The sequence below is a fragment of the Microbacterium oxydans genome (assembly GCF_000956525.1).
Lineage (GTDB): Bacteria > Actinomycetota > Actinomycetes > Actinomycetales > Microbacteriaceae > Microbacterium > Microbacterium oxydans_A.
The window spans coordinates 1-17,137 of the sequence record NZ_JYIW01000015.1; the positions used below are offsets into that span (position 1 = coordinate 1).

At 68.9% G+C, this 17,137-nt stretch carries 16 protein-coding genes; 5 read left to right on the forward strand and 11 right to left on the reverse strand.

Going from position 1 to position 17,137, the window contains the following annotated elements:
• The 3 genes from RS83_RS01410 to argG all read right to left on the reverse strand — a co-directional run.
• Positions 1 to 735 (reverse strand): hypothetical protein (locus tag RS83_RS01410; RefSeq protein WP_197072039.1); only part of this gene is annotated, 735 nt, incomplete at its 3' end.
• The gene (locus tag RS83_RS01415) at positions 732 to 1,361 is read right to left on the reverse strand and encodes a TetR/AcrR family transcriptional regulator (protein WP_045277724.1); all 630 of its coding nucleotides are present in this window, start codon (positions 1,359 to 1,361) and stop codon (positions 732 to 734) included. The genes RS83_RS01415 and RS83_RS01410, both read right to left, overlap by 4 nt.
• Before the next feature lie 240 nt (positions 1,362 to 1,601).
• Complete coding sequence (gene argG, locus RS83_RS01420; RefSeq protein ID WP_045277725.1) at positions 1,602 to 3,035, reverse strand: argininosuccinate synthase; 1,434 nt, start codon at positions 3,033 to 3,035, stop codon at positions 1,602 to 1,604.
• A 213-nt stretch (positions 3,036 to 3,248) separates the two neighbouring features.
• Between argG and RS83_RS01425 the strand changes: the two genes are divergently transcribed.
• The 3 genes from RS83_RS01425 (at position 3,249) to RS83_RS01435 (ending at position 6,259) form a co-directional block, all read left to right on the forward strand.
• Positions 3,249 to 3,956 (forward strand): ZIP family metal transporter, encoded by a 708-nt coding sequence (locus tag RS83_RS01425; protein ID WP_045277726.1) that lies wholly within the window; start codon positions 3,249 to 3,251, stop codon positions 3,954 to 3,956.
• 268 nt (positions 3,957 to 4,224) lie between these two features.
• Positions 4,225 to 5,196 carry an alpha/beta hydrolase gene (locus RS83_RS01430; RefSeq protein WP_045277727.1) on the forward strand — a complete coding sequence of 324 codons (972 nt, stop codon included), beginning with the start codon at positions 4,225 to 4,227 and terminating at the stop codon, positions 5,194 to 5,196.
• Positions 5,197 to 5,263: 67 nt separating this feature from the next.
• Entirely contained in the window at positions 5,264 to 6,259 is a 996-nt protein-coding gene (locus RS83_RS01435; protein WP_231587703.1) for a hypothetical protein, read from the forward strand.
• 383 nt (positions 6,260 to 6,642) lie between these two features.
• Here RS83_RS01435 and RS83_RS01440 read toward each other — a convergent pair whose 3' ends face one another.
• The 8 genes from RS83_RS01440 to RS83_RS01475 form a co-directional block, all read right to left on the reverse strand.
• A complete protein-coding gene (locus tag RS83_RS01440) occupies positions 6,643 to 7,749 on the reverse strand; it encodes a hypothetical protein (RefSeq protein WP_045277729.1) in 1,107 nt (368 codons plus the stop codon).
• The gene (locus RS83_RS01445) at positions 7,743 to 8,489 is read right to left on the reverse strand and encodes a tetratricopeptide repeat protein (protein WP_045277730.1); all 747 of its coding nucleotides are present in this window, start codon (positions 8,487 to 8,489) and stop codon (positions 7,743 to 7,745) included. The genes RS83_RS01440 and RS83_RS01445 overlap by 7 nt, the downstream gene beginning before the upstream one ends.
• Positions 8,486 to 9,736, reverse strand: a complete 1,251-nt coding sequence (locus RS83_RS01450) for a vWA domain-containing protein (protein WP_231587704.1) — start codon at positions 9,734 to 9,736, stop codon at positions 8,486 to 8,488. The genes RS83_RS01445 and RS83_RS01450 overlap by 4 nt, the downstream gene beginning before the upstream one ends.
• The gene (locus tag RS83_RS01455; protein ID WP_045277731.1) at positions 9,733 to 10,719 is read right to left on the reverse strand and encodes a VWA domain-containing protein; all 987 of its coding nucleotides are present in this window, start codon (positions 10,717 to 10,719) and stop codon (positions 9,733 to 9,735) included. Before RS83_RS01455 ends, RS83_RS01450 begins: the two co-directional genes overlap by 4 nt.
• Entirely contained in the window at positions 10,710 to 11,198 is a 489-nt protein-coding gene (locus RS83_RS01460) for a hypothetical protein (protein WP_045277732.1), read from the reverse strand. The genes RS83_RS01455 and RS83_RS01460 overlap by 10 nt, the downstream gene beginning before the upstream one ends.
• A complete protein-coding gene (locus RS83_RS01465; RefSeq protein WP_045277733.1) occupies positions 11,185 to 12,072 on the reverse strand; it encodes a DUF58 domain-containing protein in 888 nt (295 codons plus the stop codon). Before RS83_RS01465 ends, RS83_RS01460 begins: the two co-directional genes overlap by 14 nt.
• Positions 12,073 to 12,101: 29 nt before the next feature.
• Positions 12,102 to 13,199 (reverse strand): AAA family ATPase, encoded by a 1,098-nt coding sequence (locus tag RS83_RS01470; protein ID WP_419760963.1) that lies wholly within the window; start codon positions 13,197 to 13,199, stop codon positions 12,102 to 12,104.
• Positions 13,200 to 13,296: 97 nt separating this feature from the next.
• Positions 13,297 to 13,992, reverse strand: a complete 696-nt coding sequence (locus RS83_RS01475) for a Pr6Pr family membrane protein (protein WP_045277734.1) — start codon at positions 13,990 to 13,992, stop codon at positions 13,297 to 13,299.
• A 190-nt stretch (positions 13,993 to 14,182) separates the two neighbouring features.
• On the opposite strand from RS83_RS01475, the gene RS83_RS01480 reads away from it, so the two are divergent.
• Both RS83_RS01480 and RS83_RS01485 read left to right on the forward strand, forming a co-directional pair.
• Positions 14,183 to 14,851, forward strand: a complete 669-nt coding sequence (locus RS83_RS01480) for a GntR family transcriptional regulator (protein ID WP_045277735.1) — start codon at positions 14,183 to 14,185, stop codon at positions 14,849 to 14,851.
• Positions 14,852 to 14,977: 126 nt separating this feature from the next.
• On the forward strand, positions 14,978 to 17,137 hold the full coding sequence (locus RS83_RS01485) for an adenylate/guanylate cyclase domain-containing protein (protein WP_197072040.1): 2,160 nt from the start codon (positions 14,978 to 14,980) through the stop codon (positions 17,135 to 17,137).

Below are 17,137 nucleotides of genomic sequence, written 5' to 3' on the forward strand. Positions count from 1 at the left end.
GTCGGGTGCTTCGACGGGCTCAGCAACCCACGGGGTGGGGTCGGGGTCGGGTGCTTCGACGGGCTCAGCAACCCAGGGGTCGAGGTCGTCGTCGGGCAGCGCGAGGGGTTCGATCGGGCCGGAGGCGTTGATCGCGCCGAGCTCCTGCATCCGCTCCAGTGCCACAGCAGCCGAGCCGCCGACGATCACGAGCATGGCGTAGCCGCGGTCGGCGAACTCGCCGGCGATGCGCCACCAGCCGTCGGGGCTGCCGCCGTGGCGGTCGGGCGAGACGAGCACGACGCCATCGACGCCCTCCCGGAGCACCGCCAGCTCGCACAGGATGCGCACGCGCGCGGCCGGGTCGATGTTGCCGATGGGCACTGCGGCCAGCTCGTGGAAGCCCAGCTGCGTGAGCCAGCGCCGTGCGTGCAGCGGGGTCGCGCCCACGCCGGCGAACATGAGTTCTTCGCCGACGACGCCGGCGAGCGTGATGTCGGCGTGCGGATCGCTGACGTCCGGCGCGTCGACCAGCGCGACGCGCCGGCGGATCTCCTTGGTCTTCGGGACGCCGTCGATGGTCACCTGGCCGGTCTCCGGCCGCATCCGCCCACTCGCGATCAGGCCGAGCACGGTCGGTCGCTGCTCGGTCTCCGCGATCGCGAATCGCACGGCCCCGGTGTGGAACTCGAGGCTCGTCGTGGGGAGCGCCTGGCCGCCGCGTCCCTTGCTCACCTCATGCAGGGTGATCCTCATGCGTGCGCCGCCATGGTCTCGGGGGACAGGATCTCGGGATGCGTGCGCAGCAGCTCCTCGGCCTCTCGCCAGGAGAGCCCGGCGACCGAGAGCACCGCGCTGACGGCGACCTTCGCGGCATCCGGCAGTGATGCATCGGTGCGCGACACGACGACGCGTGCCATCTCCTCGATCAATCGCGCGAGCGTGGGTGCGGCGATGTCGGTGCGGAAGACGCCCTCGTCCTGTCCGCGTCGGGTGAGATCGGCGACCGTGCCCCGCAACGGAGCGAGCGCCTCAGCGGTGTGGTCCACGTGCGATTCGTCGAGCGCGAGGGCGGCGGTGACCTGCACGTGCGCGGTCTCCTGCCACAGGCGAGCGGCGAGCCGGGCGAGCGCGATCCGGGCATCAGGGTCGGCCACCGATGCGGCGATCGCGTTGAAGCGCCGCGCCCCATGGGCGATGAGTTCGCGGATCAGCGCCTCGCGGTCGCCGAAGTGTCCGTAGAGGGTGCGTCGCGAGAGCCCGGCGCTGCGGGCGATCGTGTCGATCGAGGCGTGCGGGTCGATCGCGAGGGCGGAGCGGGCCGCAGTCAGGATGCCGATCCGGTTCTCGACGGCATCGCGGCGGGGGGCACGGGAAGTCATGCCTCTATCGTACGATCATGCACACCGGTGTGCAAGATAAATCGGATGACTCACAGCATCCGATCGGTGTCCGTTCACAATTCAGCAAAGAACGAGCGTTCTTGGGGATCCGAGGCGCATTCCGGGCCGAACAGGCTCGATCTTGCTGAATTGTGCACGTGGGCGGGGGCCAGGAACGAGAGAAGGGGCGGATGCCGCAGCATCCGCCCCTCCTCAGTGGTCGCTGAGCCCGTCGAGGAGTCAGTCCGTGCCGGAGTCGAACGCAGCCCGCTCGGAGGCGGTGTCGACTGCATCCGCCAGCGTCTCGTCGACGTCTTCGACAGCGCCGGTGATCTCACCGGACTCGCCGGCGGTCACGCGGCCGACGAGCTCGCCCGTGGCGCCCCCGATGAGCCCGAGGCCCGCGTACTGCTCGAGGCGCGAGCGCGAGTCCGCGATGTCGAGGTTGCGCATGGTGAGCTGGCCGATGCGGTCGACCGGGCCGAAGGCGGCGTCGCCGACGCGCTCCATCGACAGCTTCTCGGGTCCGTACGAGAGGTTCGGGGAGACGGTGTCGAGGATCGTCCAGTCGTCGCCGCGGCGCAGGCGGACGGTGACCGTGCCCGAGATCGTCAGGCCGACCCAGCGCTGGATCGACTCGCGCAGCATGAGCGACTGCGGCTCGAGCCAGCGTCCCTCGTACATGAGGCGACCGAGACGGCGGCCCTGCTCGTGGTAGGTCGCGAGGGTGTCTTCATTCAGGATGCCGTTGACCAGGCGCTCGTACGCGATGAACAGCAGCGCCATGGCAGGTGCCTCGTAGATGCCGCGGGACTTCGCCTCGATGATGCGGTTCTCGATCTGGTCGCTCATGCCGAGGCCGTGGCGTCCGCCGATCGTGTTCGCCTCCATGACGAGCGCGACCGGGTCGGAGTACTCGACGCCGTTGATGGCGACGGGGCGGCCGGCCTCGAAGGTCACCGTGACGTCTTCGGCCTCGATCGCGACGGAGGGATCCCAGAACTTCACACCCATGATCGGGTCGACGGTCTCGAGCGAGACGTCGAGGTGCTCGAGCGTCTTCGCCTCGTGCGTCGCGCCCCAGATGTTCGCGTCGGTCGAGTACGCCTTCTCGGCGGAGTCACGGTACGGGAAGTCGCGGGCGACGAGCCAGTCGCTCATCTCCTTGCGACCGCCGAGCTCGGTGACGAAGTCGGCGTCGAGCCACGGCTTGTACACGCGCAGACGCGGGTTGGCGAGCAGGCCGTAGCGGTAGAACCGCTCGATGTCGTTGCCCTTGTAGGTGGAGCCGTCGCCCCAGATGTCGACGCCGTCCTCCTTCATGGCGCGCACCAGCATCGTGCCGGTGACCGCGCGGCCGAGGGGGGTGGTGTTGAAGTAGGTCTTGCCACCGGAGCGGATGTGGAAGGCGCCGCAGGAGAGGGCGACCAGGCCCTCTTCGACCAGGGCGGTCTTGCAGTCGACCAGGCGCGATGCCTCGGCGCCGTACTCGAGCGCGCGGCCGGGGATCGACGCGATGTCGTCTTCGTCGTACTGGCCGAGGTCGCCGGTGTACGTGAAGGGCACTGCGCCCTTCTCGCGCATCCACGCGACGGCTACGGAGGTGTCGAGTCCTCCGGAGAAGGCGATGCCGACGCGCTCGCCGACGGGAAGGGACTGGAGGACCTTGGACATGCTTCCCAGTCTATCCGCGGGCGGCGTGTCGCCCTGTGCTGCATGACGGACGCGCTCTCGGGCAGCCGCGCATCGGTGCCGAGCGGCCCCCTTGGCTGCGACCCGGCCCGTTGGCGACGCACAAAAAGGGGGGGCGCTCGCACAGAAAGGGGCGGGTCGGCCATCGGGTTCTCGCGCGCGGAGTGGGAGAGTGGTCGCGAGACGGAGGTGCGCATGGGCGACGCAGTGCTGTGGGGGACGGTGGCCGCGGCTCCCCTGTTCGTCGGCGCGGTGCTCGCGCTCCTTCGGAAGTGGCCGCCGCGCTGGCTCGGCATCGTGCTCGGCTTCGGCGCCGGTGCGCTCATGGCGTCGATCGCCTTCGAGCTGTGGGAGGAAGGGCTCGACCTCGCGGGTCCCATCCCGCTCGTCGGCGGGGTCGCGGCTGGCGCGCTCAGCTACTACATCGCCGCGCGGATCCTCGACGCCCGCGCCTCGAAGAAGAAGTCGCAGGCCGGTGGCGGACAGCTCGCGGTCGGCGCGCTGCTCGACGGCATCCCCGAGCAGCTGGTGCTCGGCATCGGCCTGGCCTCCGGCGAGCCGGTCAGCGTCGCACTGGTGATCGCGATCCTCGTCTCGAACCTCCCGGAGTCGATCGGCTCGGCATCCGACCTGCTGGACGGCGGCATGGCGAAATCACGCGTGCTGCTCCTGTGGGCCGGGGTCGCCGTGGTCTGCGCGCTCGCGACGATCGCCGGCTTCCTGCTCGCCAGCGCGACCGGCGACGACTTCCGCGCTGCGGCGAGCGGCTTCGCCGCAGGTGCCCTGCTGGTGATGCTCGTCGACTCGATGATTCCCGAGGCGCAGTCCAAGGCCAAGGAATCCACGGGCCTCGCCACGGTCCTCGGCTTCGCGCTCGCCGCCGGTCTGTCGCTCGCCTCCTGATCGCATCCGGCATCCGGCGTCCCGGCATCCGGCGTCCCGGCATCCGGCGTTCCGGTCGCACTTGATGCCGCCTGACCCGCGCCGGGGCGGCGCGAACTGCGACCGGAACGGCGCACGGCCACACGAACTGCGACCGGACGGACCGGAGCCCGCCAACCGGCGGACGAACCGCGGCGGAACGGCACCGGGCGGCGGGTTACGCTCGACCCTGACGTGCAGGATGCTGGCGGGACGCCGCCACGCGGACGGCGAGAACAAAGGAGTTCTGATGACTGACACGACCCTGACCTGCCCGCCGTTCGATCCGGAACTGGAAGCCGCCCTCGCCCTCATCGGGGATCAGATGCCGTCGACGCTCACGCCCGAGATGATCCCCATGCTGCGACAGTCTCCGGTGACCGGCACCGAGGAGGTCTTCGCACTGCTCGACGAACGCGGCTTCACCCGTCGCGACGTGACGATCGCCGGCCACGACGGTGACGACATCGTCGTCTCGGTGGTGGAGAAGGCGGGCCGAACCGGCACAGGACCGGGCTTCTTCCACACGCACGGCGGCGGCATGATCCTCGGCAACCGCTGGCTCGGCGTCGCGGGCTTCCTCGACTGGGCTGAGCGGTTCAACGGCGTCATCGTCACGGTCGAATACCGCCTGGCGCCGGAGTTCCCCGACCCGTATCCCGTCGAGGACTGCTACGCGGGTCTCGTCTGGACGGCCGAGCACGCGCAGGAGCTCGGCATCGAGACGAACCGCATCCTGATCGGCGGTGGCAGCGCCGGCGGCGGCCTCGCGGCCGGCACGGCCCTGCTCGCCCGTGACCGCAAGGGGCCGGCGTTGATCGGTCAGCTGCTCATCTACCCGATGCTCGACGACCGCGACGAGACCGTGTCCACGAAGCAGGTCGACGGCATCGGCGTGTGGGACCGTGGCTCCAACGTCACCGGCTGGACCGCGCTGCTCGGCGATCGGGTCGGCACCGATGATGTCTCCATCTACGCCGCGCCGGCGCGGGCGACCGATCTCTCCGGCTTGCCGCCGGCGTTCATCGACTGCGGCAGCGCCGAGGTGTTCCGCGACGAGGACGTCGCCTACGCCACGAAGCTCTGGGAGGTCGGGGTCCAGGCCGAGCTCCACGTGTGGGCCGGCGGGTTCCACGGTTTCGACGGCTTCGCCCCGCACTCCGCGGTCGCGCAGGCCATGGTCGCGGCGCGCGACGACTGGGTCAACCGCCTGCTCGGCTGATCCGCTCCACCCTCCGGGGTCGTCGGTCGACCCCGTAGGGTGGAATCCCCGTGCGATGGAGCCCGACATGCAAGATCTGCTGGGGCGGCTCACCGCCCTCGATCCGGACGCGAGCGAGACGCTCAAGGTCGTCGCCTACTTCGACACGCTGGTCGCGCGCTCGGTCGGGGTCGAGAGCATGCTCCGCGGTGCCGCCGTGCTCAGTGGAGCGACCGTCGGACAACGGGATCCGCGTCGGATCATCCGGGTCAGGGCCGACGGGGTCCGGGTGGAGCCCGTCGATCCGGGCGGACGCTGGATGCTGCGCGAGAGCGGACCCGATGCCGTCGCCTGGATCGAGCGCGACGGCGACCCGCACACGAACGACGCGATGATCCTCGAGCGACTGACGCTCGCGCTCGGCATCCTGCGGGCACGACGTGCGGGCGATGCGGAGAGCGCCGTCGAGGTCGCGATCAGCACGTTCACGAGTGCCGAGGAACGGGCGGCGGCGCTCCAGAGACTCCGGCTGCCGGCCGGTGCGCTCCGGGTCGTCGCCTCCCCACCGGACCCGGCGCCGCTGCCGCAGCATCCGTCGGCCGTGGTCGCGACCAGACACGGCCTGACCCGTGCGACGATCATCCCGGCAGGCACCGGCGATGCGCACGTCTGGTCTGATGCCGGCGATCTGCGCGTGGGAATCGGGACGGCTCAGGATGCCGCGCGCCTCCCCGACTCGTGGGCTGCCGCGCTCATCGCGGTCCGGTTGACGACGGCTGCGGAGCCGGTGGTCGGTGCCGATGATCTCGGCGCCGTGCTGCTCATCGCCGAGGCCGCCGAGACACGAGCACTGCATCCGGATGCCGCCGCGCTCGCCGCCCTCGACGACCGCAGCCGTGAGCTGCTCGACGCGGTCGTCGACGAGCAGAGCGTGCGCGCGGCGGCCGTTCGACTCGGTCGGCATCACTCCAGCGTGCAGGATCGGCTGACGGCCTTGATCGAGCAGCTCGGCTACGACCCGCGCACCCCGCGGGGTCAGGCGCGGTTCGTCGTGGCGCGGATGCTGCTCCGCCTCGCCGGCTGAGGCGGTTGGGTCCCTGAGCGTGTCGAAGGGCCCGACGCTTCGACAGGCTCAGCGAACCAGCGGGGCGGCGCAGCGACCCAGGTGGGGCCTTTGGGTCCCTGAGCTTGTCGAAGGGCCGACGCTTCGACAGGCTCAGCGAACCAGCGGGGCGGCGCAGCGACCCAGGTGGGGCCTTTGGGTCCCTGAGCTTGTCGAAGGGCCGACGCTTCGACGGGCTCAGCGACCCAGCGGGATGGCGCAGCGACCCAGGTGGGGCCTTTGGGTCCCTGAGCGTGTCGAAGGGCCCGACGCTTCGACAAGCTCAGCGACCCAGTGGGCAGCTCAGCGACCCAGCGGGGCGGCTCAGCGAACCAGCGGGGCAGCGCAGCGACGCACGCGGGCACTCAGAACCCGGGGTAGTCCTGCAGCTTCTGCTCGAACTCGGCGCGATCGGCCTCGCTCAGCACGGCGCTGCCGAGCACTGACAGCTGCAGCCCTTCCAGGGGCTCGCCGGTGCGCGCGTTCTGCGCCTCGCGGTTCGCGCGGAAGTCGCCGCTCGGATCATTCGCGAGGTCGTAGATGTTCGCGTAGAACCGCAACGGGTCAGGGTAGTTCTCGGTGTAGTACTCCCAGGTGTGCTGCGTGCGCGGATCGTCGCTGCCGTACAGCTTCGCGATCATGGTCGGGTCGATGCCCGACGTGGCCGGCTCGTTGAAGCTGGAGAGGTTCCAGAGCCCGTGATCGACCATGACCTCGTCGATCACCTGCATGACCTCGAGCTTGCGGTCGTAGTCCTGGATCGGCTCGTTGGTGGCCCAGCCGACCGAGGTGTACTCGTACAGCATCGACTCGCCGCCGTAGCCGTTGCGTTCAGGACGGAGGTCCTCGTCGCCCACCTGCACCCAGGTGTAGCCGAACTCGTCGGTCAGCCGTTCGCGGATGTCGGTGAACAGGCTGTCGGCATCCGCCCGCACGGCTTCCAGCGACTGCTGGCTCAACACATCCTGCGGGTTCGTGCCCTTGATGCCCGGGTACGCCTCTGCGTGCTTCTGCTCGTCGGACTTCGCACCCTCGTAGTTGCCGGATGCCGAGGTCTGCAGCGCGCTCATGCCGCCGACGGTCGCGACGTTGAACAGGATCGTCACGATCAGCGCGACCGCGCCCAGCCGGCGTCCTCGTGCGGAGATCAGAGCGGCGACGATCACGCCGACCACGAGCAGCTGCAGCGTCAGCATCGTGACGCCGTAGAGCGCGTCGGTGGCTCCGCCGATCAGGGTGCCGAACAGGATCACCACGAACAGGATGCTGCTGACGAGTGCGATCCACCCGATCGCGTTCGCCGACCGCTGCTCCTCGGCGTCGAGCGTCGCGACGACGGGCACCGGCGGCACCCACGATGACGGTGCATCCGCTCGACGCGCGCCGCGGTACCCGCCAGGCGGGGGCACGGGCGGTGCGCCCTCGGTGCCGGCGACGTAGCGCGCCCGCTGCTTCTCGTGATCCATCACCATGGCTTGTCCGTCCCGGAGCTCCCAGGATCGTCGCCATCCTGCTGCTGATCCCGTTCCTGCGTGCCCTGGTCGAGCTTGTCCTGCAGGTCCTGCAGCTTGTCGTCTGAGGGCTGCGGCTTCTGCTCCTGCGGCTGCTCCTCCGGCGGCGGTGGCTGGTCCTGCTGCTTCTCGGTGAGGCGCTGCTCCGTGTCGTCGAGGGTGTCGCCCATGTCGCGCTGCGGGTCGGAGGACTGCTGCTGTGCCTCGTCGCTCCGGCACTCGTCAGGGGTCTCGAGCGTGATCGTGAGCGCTTCGCCGTAGAACGTCTCGGCACGGGCACCGTCGCCGTCAGCTCTCGCGGCATCGCCTTGGCGTTCGATCACGAGGGCGAGGTTGATGCGTACGCCGCAGACCTCGAGACCGGTGGCGAGCGTGAGCGCCCGCTCGAGCTGTGCCCTGGCCTCCGGCAGCTGCTCGGCTCCGGCCAGCGCCGTGCCGACGTTGAACGGCGCCTTGTACGGCTCGAACCAGTTGAGGAACTCCTGGCCGCGGGCAGAGGCCTCCGACCCCGCGTAGTCGTCGACGACGTACGAGGTGATCGCCTGGTGGGCGAAGGCGTACATGCTGAGGATCTTGCCGACGAACAGCAGGGCGGCGAGCGTGAGCGGCAGCGTGCCGATCGCGATCCACCGGCGGATGCTCCGGCGCCGGCGGTTCGCGGCGAGCAGCGCGGCTGCGGGGTTGGGCTGGGTGGTCGTCATCGCGCACCTCCGTCCGGCTGGGACGCTTCGACAGGCTCAGCGACCCACTTCCGAGTCGGCTGGGGCGCTTCGACAGGCGCAGCGACCGACATCTTCCGAGTCGGCTGGGGCGTCGGGCGCGGAGCGCGAAGCCCACGCAGTCGGGCGATCAGCATGGTCGCTCTCGTCAGCTCGAAGCCGAGCAGCGCGACGATCAGGAGCGCTGCGATCCAGTACAGCTCGATCACGTTGCCGACCTCACCGGATTCGGCGTAGCTGGTGGTGGTCGACGGCGCCTCCGGCAGCGTCGGCGGGGTGTCGGCCGTGCGGTGCTGGTACTCGACGCCGAGCTGCTCGGCCACGGTCTTCAGGTTCGCCTCGTCGATGGTCGAGAGCGCGTCTGCGCCCTGGTATTCGATGTAGCCGGAGTCGTCGGGTCCGAGTCCGCCGGTCGTGATGCGCATGGGTCCGCCCTCGGCTGTGCCGTAGCCGAACACCGCGCCCGAATCCGTGTACTTCGCGCTCTCGCTGAAGGGCTCGGGAGTCGTGGCGGCGGTCTGCTCGCCATCACCGAAGTAGAACACCATGCGCGAGCGATCCGGCGACGATTCGGCCGCCGCCTGCAGCGTCTCGGCGACCAGCGGCGCCGCGATGCCGATCGAGCTGCCTCGCGATCGACTCGTGACCTCGGGGCGCAGCACCCCGAGCGACCCGACCAGCGCCGTGGTGTCGGTGGTCAACGGCATCCGCAGCTGGGCGGCCGCGTCGAAGGTGACCAGCGCGAACCTGGCACCGGGATACTCCGTGACCAGCGCCGCCACGTCTTCACGCACGCCGTCGAGGCGAGGCTGTCCGTCGGCCCAGTCCTCGGCCACGATGCTCGACGTGGTGTCGACGACCAGCAGGATGTCGGTGTCGGTCGCGAGGGTCTGCGTCGCGCCTCCAGGGATGCCGGGGCGCAGCAGCATCACCAGACAGGCGAGCACCATCACGAGCCGCAGCGACCAGAGGGTGCGGTGCGCGTGGCCCTTCGACAGGCTCAGGGACCCAGGGGGAGACTGCTTCAGGGACCCAGGGGGAGACTGCTTCAGGGGCCCAGGGGGAGACTGGGTCGGGGACCCAGGGGGAGACTGGGTCGGGGACCCAGGGGGAGACTGCTTCAGGGACCCAGCGGGCGCTGGGCGCACGATGATCCAGATGATCAGTGCGATCACGGGTGCGAAGAGCAGCAGGAGCAGCAGCGGATGCAGGACGGGCTGGACGATCACAGTCTCACCCTCCACAACACCACGATGAACGCGAGGAGCCCTGCCATCAGCACGACGATCCAGAGGTTGGGGGTGTCGGTCCAGACGATCTGCGCCTCGCCGCGCAGCTCCGTCGCCTCCTGCTCCTGCACCTGTTCCACGATGTCGGCGACGGTCGTCGTGTCGCGGAGTCCGAACGCCGCACCGCCGGTCGCCTCAGCGGCAGCGGTCAGCTCGGCGCTGACGTCGGCATCCTTGCCCTGCACGGGGTTCAGCGCGAACACCCGCACGTCCTTCGAGGCGGCGTAGGCGGCTGCCTCCTCGAGCGTGACGATCGAGGCGCCGTTGATCTCGTTGTCCGTCGCGAAGATCACCGAACGCGAGCGCTGGTCGTCCGGACGGTCGAAGCCCATCGTGCAGGCGGCGAGTCCGTCGCCGATCAGCGATGCGCCGTTGCCGTTGAGGGTTCCCACCCAGTGCTCCGGGATCTCGTCGACGTAGTCGAAGCTCTGCATCATGGTCTCGAGGTGTCCGCGGATGAACTCGTAGTCATCGGTCAGCGGGAAGATCTGCACGGGCGAGCTGTTGAAGATCGTCAACCCGATGCGCTCCCCCTCGAAGCCCTCCAGCAGCTCCTCGAACACCGACAGCACCTCGACGTCGACCTCGGTCATCGAGCCCGACACGTCGAGGCAGAGCATGATGTCGCGGCTGGTGTTCACGGGCTGGATCGTCTGCGACGACATCGGGCGTGCGGCGACGACCCCGGCGGCGATGACGGTGATCACCCCGATCGCGAGGATGCCGGTCAGGGCGACGGTGCGCCGGACGAGCGCCTCGCGGAACGAGGGGAGCGCTCGCAGCCGTTCGGCGCGGGCGATGCGGACGGCGTCGGTCGCGTCGGCGCGACCGCCCCGGCGCAGTCCGAGGATGAGCCCGAGGGTGATCGCGACGACGGCCACGCCGACGACGGCGAGCAGGACCCAGAGGTTCGCTAGTGCCATGTGCGCACCACCGTCCGCGCCGCTTCGGCACCGGCGACCGGGTCGACCGGGGGTCCCTGGCGGAAGATGCTCGGGTAGTAGTGGCGACCCATGGCATCGATCAGCGCGGGGTGCACGCCGCGGGCCTTCAGGTCTTCGAGCGTGAGCACCGGGGCCTCGAGGCCGCTGTACTCGTTCACGAAGGTGCGGACGACTCGGCTGAGCTCGAGATTGGCGTTGCGCGGCGACAGCCGGCGTTCGCGGTAGTCCGTCTCGATCTGCTGGATGCGCTCGAAGTACTCCGTGCGCAGCTGCGAGAGCACGTCGGCGGTGAGCACCGGCTGCTGCGTGGCATCGGCGACGACCAGGTTGCGTCGCTGTCGGGTCAGCATGATGACCAGCCAGGCGGCAGTGATCAACAGGATCAGGATGCCGATGGCCAGCAGCATCCATCCCCAGCCGTACTGGGCAGGGGGATACAGCTCGTCAGAACCGGGCATTCGACCTCCGGTTCAACAGCTGCAGCAGCTGCGCCACCGCATCAGCCTGACCGTCCAGCACGGCGTGACTGATCTCCATCCGCTGCAGCGTCTCGGCGAGGCGCGCGGCATCCGCGTCGGTCTGCGCAGCGAGCTCCTGCACGATGCCGAGGTCGCCCTGCACGAAGTCCGGCACCTGCCAGCTGCTGTCGACGTCTCGGCGGCCGCGGCCGGTCGCGTGGTCGAGCACCGGCTCGGCATCGCGAACCGTGAGCCAGAGCACATCGTGCTGCACGCGCAGGCGCCGGAGCATCCGCTCGGTCTCGTCGGTGATCGGCGTTTCGTCGGTGACGATCACGACGATCATGCGTCGCGAGATCGTGCGGGTCACGTACGACAGCAGCGCGTCGCGGTCGCTCGGGGCCGTGCTGTCGTCGATCGCCCGATCGATCGTGCGCAGGGCGTGCTCGAGCGCGCCCTCGCTGCGGCCGGGAGCGAGACGTCGCACGCGCGCGGCGTCTCCGTACACCGCCGTGAAATCGTCGCCGTGGCGCAGGGTGAGCACGCCCAGCGCGCCCGTCGCGAGGATCGCCAGATCCTTCTTCGACTGCTCGTCGGCGGCCAGCGCGGCCATCGACCTGCCCGTGTCGACCACGAAGAGGATGGTGTGCATGCGGGTCGCCCTGTGCCGCTTGACCAGGGGAGTGCCGAGCCGCGCGGTCGCCCGCCAGTCGATGTCGCGCACCTGATCGCCGTACTCGTACTTGCGCAGGTCCTCGAAGTCCAGACTGCGCCCGTGCAGCAGCGAGGCATAGGCGCCGTCGAGCGCATGCATCGAGGTGCGCGACGAATGGATGAAGAGCTTGCTCTTCACCTGCGCGATCAGACTGGCCATGGGTCCCTGAGCGTGTCGGAGGGTCGGGGTCAGGGGGTCGGCACGGAGGCGAAGATCTGGTCGATGATCTCCTCGCTGCGCACGCCCTCTGCATCGGCTTCGAACGTCAGCAGCACGCGGTGGCGCAGCACGAGGTGCCGCAGTTCGCGGATGTCCTCCGGCAGGACGTGCGCGCGGCCCTTCAGCAGCGCGAGCGCACGAGACGCCTGCAGGAACGCGATGCTCGCACGGGGGCTCGCGCCGTACTTGATGAACCGGGCACGGTCCTCGCCGATGTACGGGGCAGGGTTCCTGGTGACGTAGGCGATCGACACGATGTAGTTGCGGATCGCCGGGTCGACGTAGATGCGGCTCGCGACGTCCTGCAGCAGGCGGACGTCGTCGAGCGTGATCGCGCTGGTCACATGGCGGTCGGGGTCGAGCACGCCGGAGTCGATGCGTCCGAGGATCTCGAACTCCTCAGCCGGGCTCGGATACTCCACGATCTCCTTGAGCAGGAAGCGGTCCATCTGCGCCTCGGGGAGCTCGTAGGTGCCCTCCTGCTCGATCGGGTTCTGCGTCGCGATCACGAGGAACGGCTTCGGCAGGTGGTGCACCTCGCCGCCGATCGTGGTCTGGTGCTCCTGCATCGCCTCGAGCATGGCGCTCTGGGTCTTCGCGCTCGAGCGGTTGATCTCGTCGAGCAGCACGAAGTTGGCGTGCACCGGTCCGAGCACGGTGCGGAACGATCCGGTCGCCGCGTCGTAGATCTGGTTGCCGGTGATGTCGCTCGGCAGCAGGTCGGGCGTGCACTGGATGCGCTTGAACTGCGCTTTCACGGTGTCGGCGAGGGTGCTCGCCGCCGTGGTCTTCGCAAGGCCGGGCACGCTCTCGAGCAGGATGTGGCCGCCGGCGATGAGCGCCACCAGCAGGCTCGTGCGCAGGCGCTCCTGGCCGACCATCTTGGCGGAGTACGCGTCGGAGACGATCGACAGCACCTCGCCGGCTCTGGCCATCTCTGCCGAGCTCGGCGTACCGTTCGCAGGCGCCGGAGTCGCCGGGGGTGCGGCCTGCTGCGGTGCCGGCGGTGCGGGCGGAGGTGGCGGGGCCTGCGAGGACTGCTGGTCCGGCGCATACGGCTCGGTCATCTGGTGGCTCCCTCGATGTTGCGGAGGCACACGTGACGTCCAGCCCCCGGGAAACAGCGTAACCGCATCGGCTCCGAGGTCGGCCAGGCTGGTCGCGTCAGGGCGTGCGGATGCCGCGGCGGCGCCCGATCCAGACCACGCCGGCCGCGACGCCGATCACTGCGATCGCGATGCCGACGATGTACCCGGAGACGCCGAGATACCCGCCGGGGACGAGGTGCGGGTCGAGGAAGGGGTACGGGTACCACCACGGATCGCCGGTGGCCGGCGCGATGATCAGGTTCGCGCGGACGAGCGTGTAGACGGCCCACACGATCGGGAAGATCGCGGTGATGAAGATGCTGTTCCATCCGAGTGCCCTGCGACGCGGTGCGAACAGCACATCGGCGAGCAGGAACAGCGGGATGACGACGTGCAGCACCTCGTTCGACCACGGCACGGTCACGCCCTGCGGCAGCTGGACGTTGCGCAGCAGCGTGTTGTAGACGATGCCGGTGATGATCATGTACGTGCTCACGCACACCAGGAGCACAGCGAGCCAGTGCGGCTCCGCGTCGGTCGTGCGGCGGTGCCGGATCGCCCAGACCGCGCCGATGGCGAGCACGACTGCTGCGAGGAGGTTCGACTCGATCGTGAAGAAGCTGAAGAAGTTCGCCGCCACCGTCGGGAGGTGGGTTCCCCACTCGGTGGTCGACTGAAGCGCATTCTGCATCGATCTCGACAGCTGGGCGATGATCGCCGCAAGTGCGAGGATGGATGCCGCGATGCGTGCGTAGGGCCACCAGGTCTTCATTTCGCCTCCGTCGCCACTGTAGCGGCGGGGTTGCAGGATGCGGTTGCAGTTCTCGGATGCGGTTGCCGCTTTCGAAAGCGGCAACTTGTCGCTATACATGGCTCAGACCCGATGCTGTCGAGACGACTCGATTCGCCGACGGCTGGGGTGCGCTCTGGGGGCGCGAGAATGACGGGGAAGGCGGGGAATCATGGTCGATTCGAACCTGCGGGCGCGGTTGGGCCCGCTCGGCCAGGGCGCAGTGCTCGGTGACCGTGTGTTCGAGACGATCAGCGACGCGATCGTGTCCGGACGACTCGCCCCCGGTGAACGGGTCAGCGACAAGGAGATCGCCGAGGCGCTCGACATCTCACGCACCCCCGTGCGCGAGGCGCTGCAGCATCTGTCGTGGCTCGGTCTCGTCGAGGTGTCGCCGAACCGCTTCACCAAGGTCACCACGGTCAGCGCTGAGACGATCGCGCACACGATCGAGTACACCGGCCTCCAAGCAGGAGTCGCCATCCAGCTCGCGGTTCGCCGGATGGATGACACGGCGCTGCTCGAGGCCGTCTCACTGCTCGACCGCATGATCGCGGCATCCGATGCCGAGCACGCCGCCGACCTCATGCTGTCCGCCCGGATGTTCGTCGGCTTCCTCACCAGGCAGTCGGGCAACCCGCTCTTCATCGCGGGGATGTATGCAGCCGATCTGCTGGTGACCAGGAACCTGCGCGGCACCGACGTGATGCTGGGCACCGTGGAGTCACGTGGCGAGTGCTATCGGCAGATGCGAGATGCCATGCTCTCGAGAGACGGGGACGCCGCCGAGCAGTGGTTCCGGCACGTGCACCGGGAGATCATGGCGCTGCTTCCGGGCTGAGTCGATTCATCGCGGTTCATGTCGCTGCGACGAAATTCTCGGAAGAACGCTGGATCGACTGCCCGGTATATCGGTAGCCTCCTCACCAGGGGCGCCGCTTCGCGGCGTGGCGAGGGAGGGCAGCGGATGAGCGACACCGGTGTGAGCACCACGACGAGCGCTGGCGAAGGGCGACCGAAACGGGTCCGCGCCGGCTTGAGCATCCAGTCGAAACTCCTCATCATGCTGCTCGCGGTGAGCCTGGTGTCGTCGGTCATCGTCGGAGCCATCGGCTTCATGAACGGACGGCAGTCGCTGCACGATGCGGCGGTCGACCAGCTCATCACGATCCGCTCCATGCGCGCCGCCGAGATCACCGACGCGATCGAGGGCATCAAGCGGGATGCCTCGTTGAACTCGCGCAACCTCAGCGCGCAAACGCTGTCCGCGGAGGTGAACGCGGGCTTCGAGGAGCTCCAGCAGCAGGAGGTGACGCCGGAGGAGCGGGCGCAGCTCGAGACGTACTACACCGACACGTTCATCCCGGAGCTCGAGGGCCGCACCGGCGACCAGTACGGCGACAGCGCGTTCATCCCCGAATCGCCAGCCGGACAGTACCTGCAGACGAAGTTCACGGTCGAGAACACCGACTTCGACGCGGACTACGACACCCTTCTGAACGACAACGACCCCGGTGACGGCAGCACCTACGCCATCGCCAGCGCGCGTTACGGCGACTACTTCACCCGGCTCGTCACGGAAGCCGGGTACGAGGATGCGCTCCTGATGAACCTCGATGGCGATGTCGTCTTCTCCGCGTACAAGGGTGCGGAGCTCGGCACGAACCTGCTCACCGGCCCGTATCGAGACACGACGCTCGCGCAGGCATACGTCGACGCGGTCGCCACCAACTCGGTGAGCACCGTCGTGCTCACCGACTTCGAGCGATGGATCCCATCGCTCAACGTGCCCACGATGTGGGTGCTCTCGCCGGTGGGAAGCAGCAGTCGGATCACCGGAGTGATGGCCTTCCAGGTGTCGATCGAGACCATCAACAATCTGACCACCGGTTCGGAGGGATGGAAAGAACAGGGACTCGGAGACACCGGTGAGGTGTACCTCGTCGGGCGAGACGACCTGATGCGCAGCAACGCCCGACGACTCATCGAGGATCCGGAGCACTACGAGCAGCTTGCGATCAACGGCGGCACGCCGCCGAGTGTGGCGAAGCGGATCGTCGAGGTCGACGGCACCGTGCTGCTCCAGCCGATCAACACGGTGGCGGTGGCGGATGCGCAGGCCGGGCGCAGCGGTACCACGACCGGACGGGACTACCTCGGCGGTGACAGCGTGACCGCTTATGCGCCCCTGGAGATCGACGGTCTCGATTGGGTGATCGTCGCCCGCATCGACTCCGCAGAGGCCTTCGCGCCCGTGAGTGAGTTCACGAGGATCGTGCTGCTGTCGCTGCTCGGCATCCTGCTCGGCGTCTCGCTGCTCTCGCTGCTGCTGGCCCAGGTCTTCACGAGGCCCATCCATCGACTCGTCGGCGCCGTGCACCGAGTCGCCGAGGGCGATCTCGACGTGCAGGTGCCGCAGGGCTCGCGCGACGAGTTCGGCGACCTCGGCAGCGCGTTCAACGATATGGCGTCGAGTCTGCGCATCAAGCAGGAGCTGATCGAGGATCAACAGGCCGAGAACGAGAAGCTGCTGCTCACGCTCATGCCCGAGAGCGTCGCGACGAAGTACAAGCAGGGCGACGAGACGATCTCCGAGGCGCACGAGAACGTGTCGGTCGTGTTCGCCGAGCTCATCGGCTTCGACGAGTACGCCCGCGGACTCTCCGGTGACCAGGAGATCGGACACCTGAACACGCTGATGCGCGGCTTCGACGAGGCCGCGGAGAAGGCCGGCGTCGAGAAGGTGCGAACGCTCCGCGGCGGCTACCTCGCGTCGTCCGGGCTGGTCGTGCCGCGCGTCGACAATGTGCGGCGCAGCGTCGACTTCGCCCGCAACCTGATCGGCGTGATCGAGCGCTTCAACGCGCAGAACGGTTCGTCGATCGGGCTCCGCGCCGGCGTCGACACCGGCACCGTGACGAGCGGTCTCGTCGGACGCACGAGCCTCGCCTACGACCTGTGGGGCGACGCCGTGAACCTCGCCTACCGCGTGCGCTCGGTCACCGGCGAACCCGGCATCTACGTGAGCCAGAACGTGTACGACCGCTCGCGTGAGATCTTCACCTTCGTCGAGGCCGGAACGGTCGAGACCCACGGCAAGGCCGAGACGGTCTGGAAGGTGGTCTGA

What these genes read in the sequence shown, in the direction of transcription:
- RS83_RS01425 (WP_045277726.1), top strand. Translation starts at nt 3,249, where the DNA reads ATGGGCGACGCAGTGCTGTGGGGGACGGTGGCCGCGGCTCCCCTGTTC.
- RS83_RS01475 (WP_045277734.1), bottom strand. Translation starts at nt 13,992, where the DNA reads ATGAAGACCTGGTGGCCCTACGCACGCATCGCGGCATCCATCCTCGCA.
- RS83_RS01465 (WP_045277733.1), bottom strand. Translation starts at nt 12,072, where the DNA reads ATGGCCAGTCTGATCGCGCAGGTGAAGAGCAAGCTCTTCATCCATTCG.
- RS83_RS01430 (WP_045277727.1), top strand. Translation starts at nt 4,225, where the DNA reads ATGACTGACACGACCCTGACCTGCCCGCCGTTCGATCCGGAACTGGAA.
- RS83_RS01440 (WP_045277729.1), bottom strand. Translation starts at nt 7,749, where the DNA reads ATGGTGATGGATCACGAGAAGCAGCGGGCGCGCTACGTCGCCGGCACC.
- RS83_RS01435 (WP_231587703.1), top strand. Translation starts at nt 5,264, where the DNA reads ATGCAAGATCTGCTGGGGCGGCTCACCGCCCTCGATCCGGACGCGAGC.
- RS83_RS01445 (WP_045277730.1), bottom strand. Translation starts at nt 8,489, where the DNA reads ATGACGACCACCCAGCCCAACCCCGCAGCCGCGCTGCTCGCCGCGAAC.
- argG (WP_045277725.1), bottom strand. Translation starts at nt 3,035, where the DNA reads ATGTCCAAGGTCCTCCAGTCCCTTCCCGTCGGCGAGCGCGTCGGCATC.
- RS83_RS01485 (WP_197072040.1), top strand. Translation starts at nt 14,978, where the DNA reads ATGAGCGACACCGGTGTGAGCACCACGACGAGCGCTGGCGAAGGGCGA.
- RS83_RS01480 (WP_045277735.1), top strand. Translation starts at nt 14,183, where the DNA reads ATGGTCGATTCGAACCTGCGGGCGCGGTTGGGCCCGCTCGGCCAGGGC.
- RS83_RS01460 (WP_045277732.1), bottom strand. Translation starts at nt 11,198, where the DNA reads ATGCCCGGTTCTGACGAGCTGTATCCCCCTGCCCAGTACGGCTGGGGA.
- RS83_RS01455 (WP_045277731.1), bottom strand. Translation starts at nt 10,719, where the DNA reads ATGGCACTAGCGAACCTCTGGGTCCTGCTCGCCGTCGTCGGCGTGGCC.
- RS83_RS01415 (WP_045277724.1), bottom strand. Translation starts at nt 1,361, where the DNA reads ATGACTTCCCGTGCCCCCCGCCGCGATGCCGTCGAGAACCGGATCGGC.
- RS83_RS01470 (WP_419760963.1), bottom strand. Translation starts at nt 13,199, where the DNA reads ATGACCGAGCCGTATGCGCCGGACCAGCAGTCCTCGCAGGCCCCGCCA.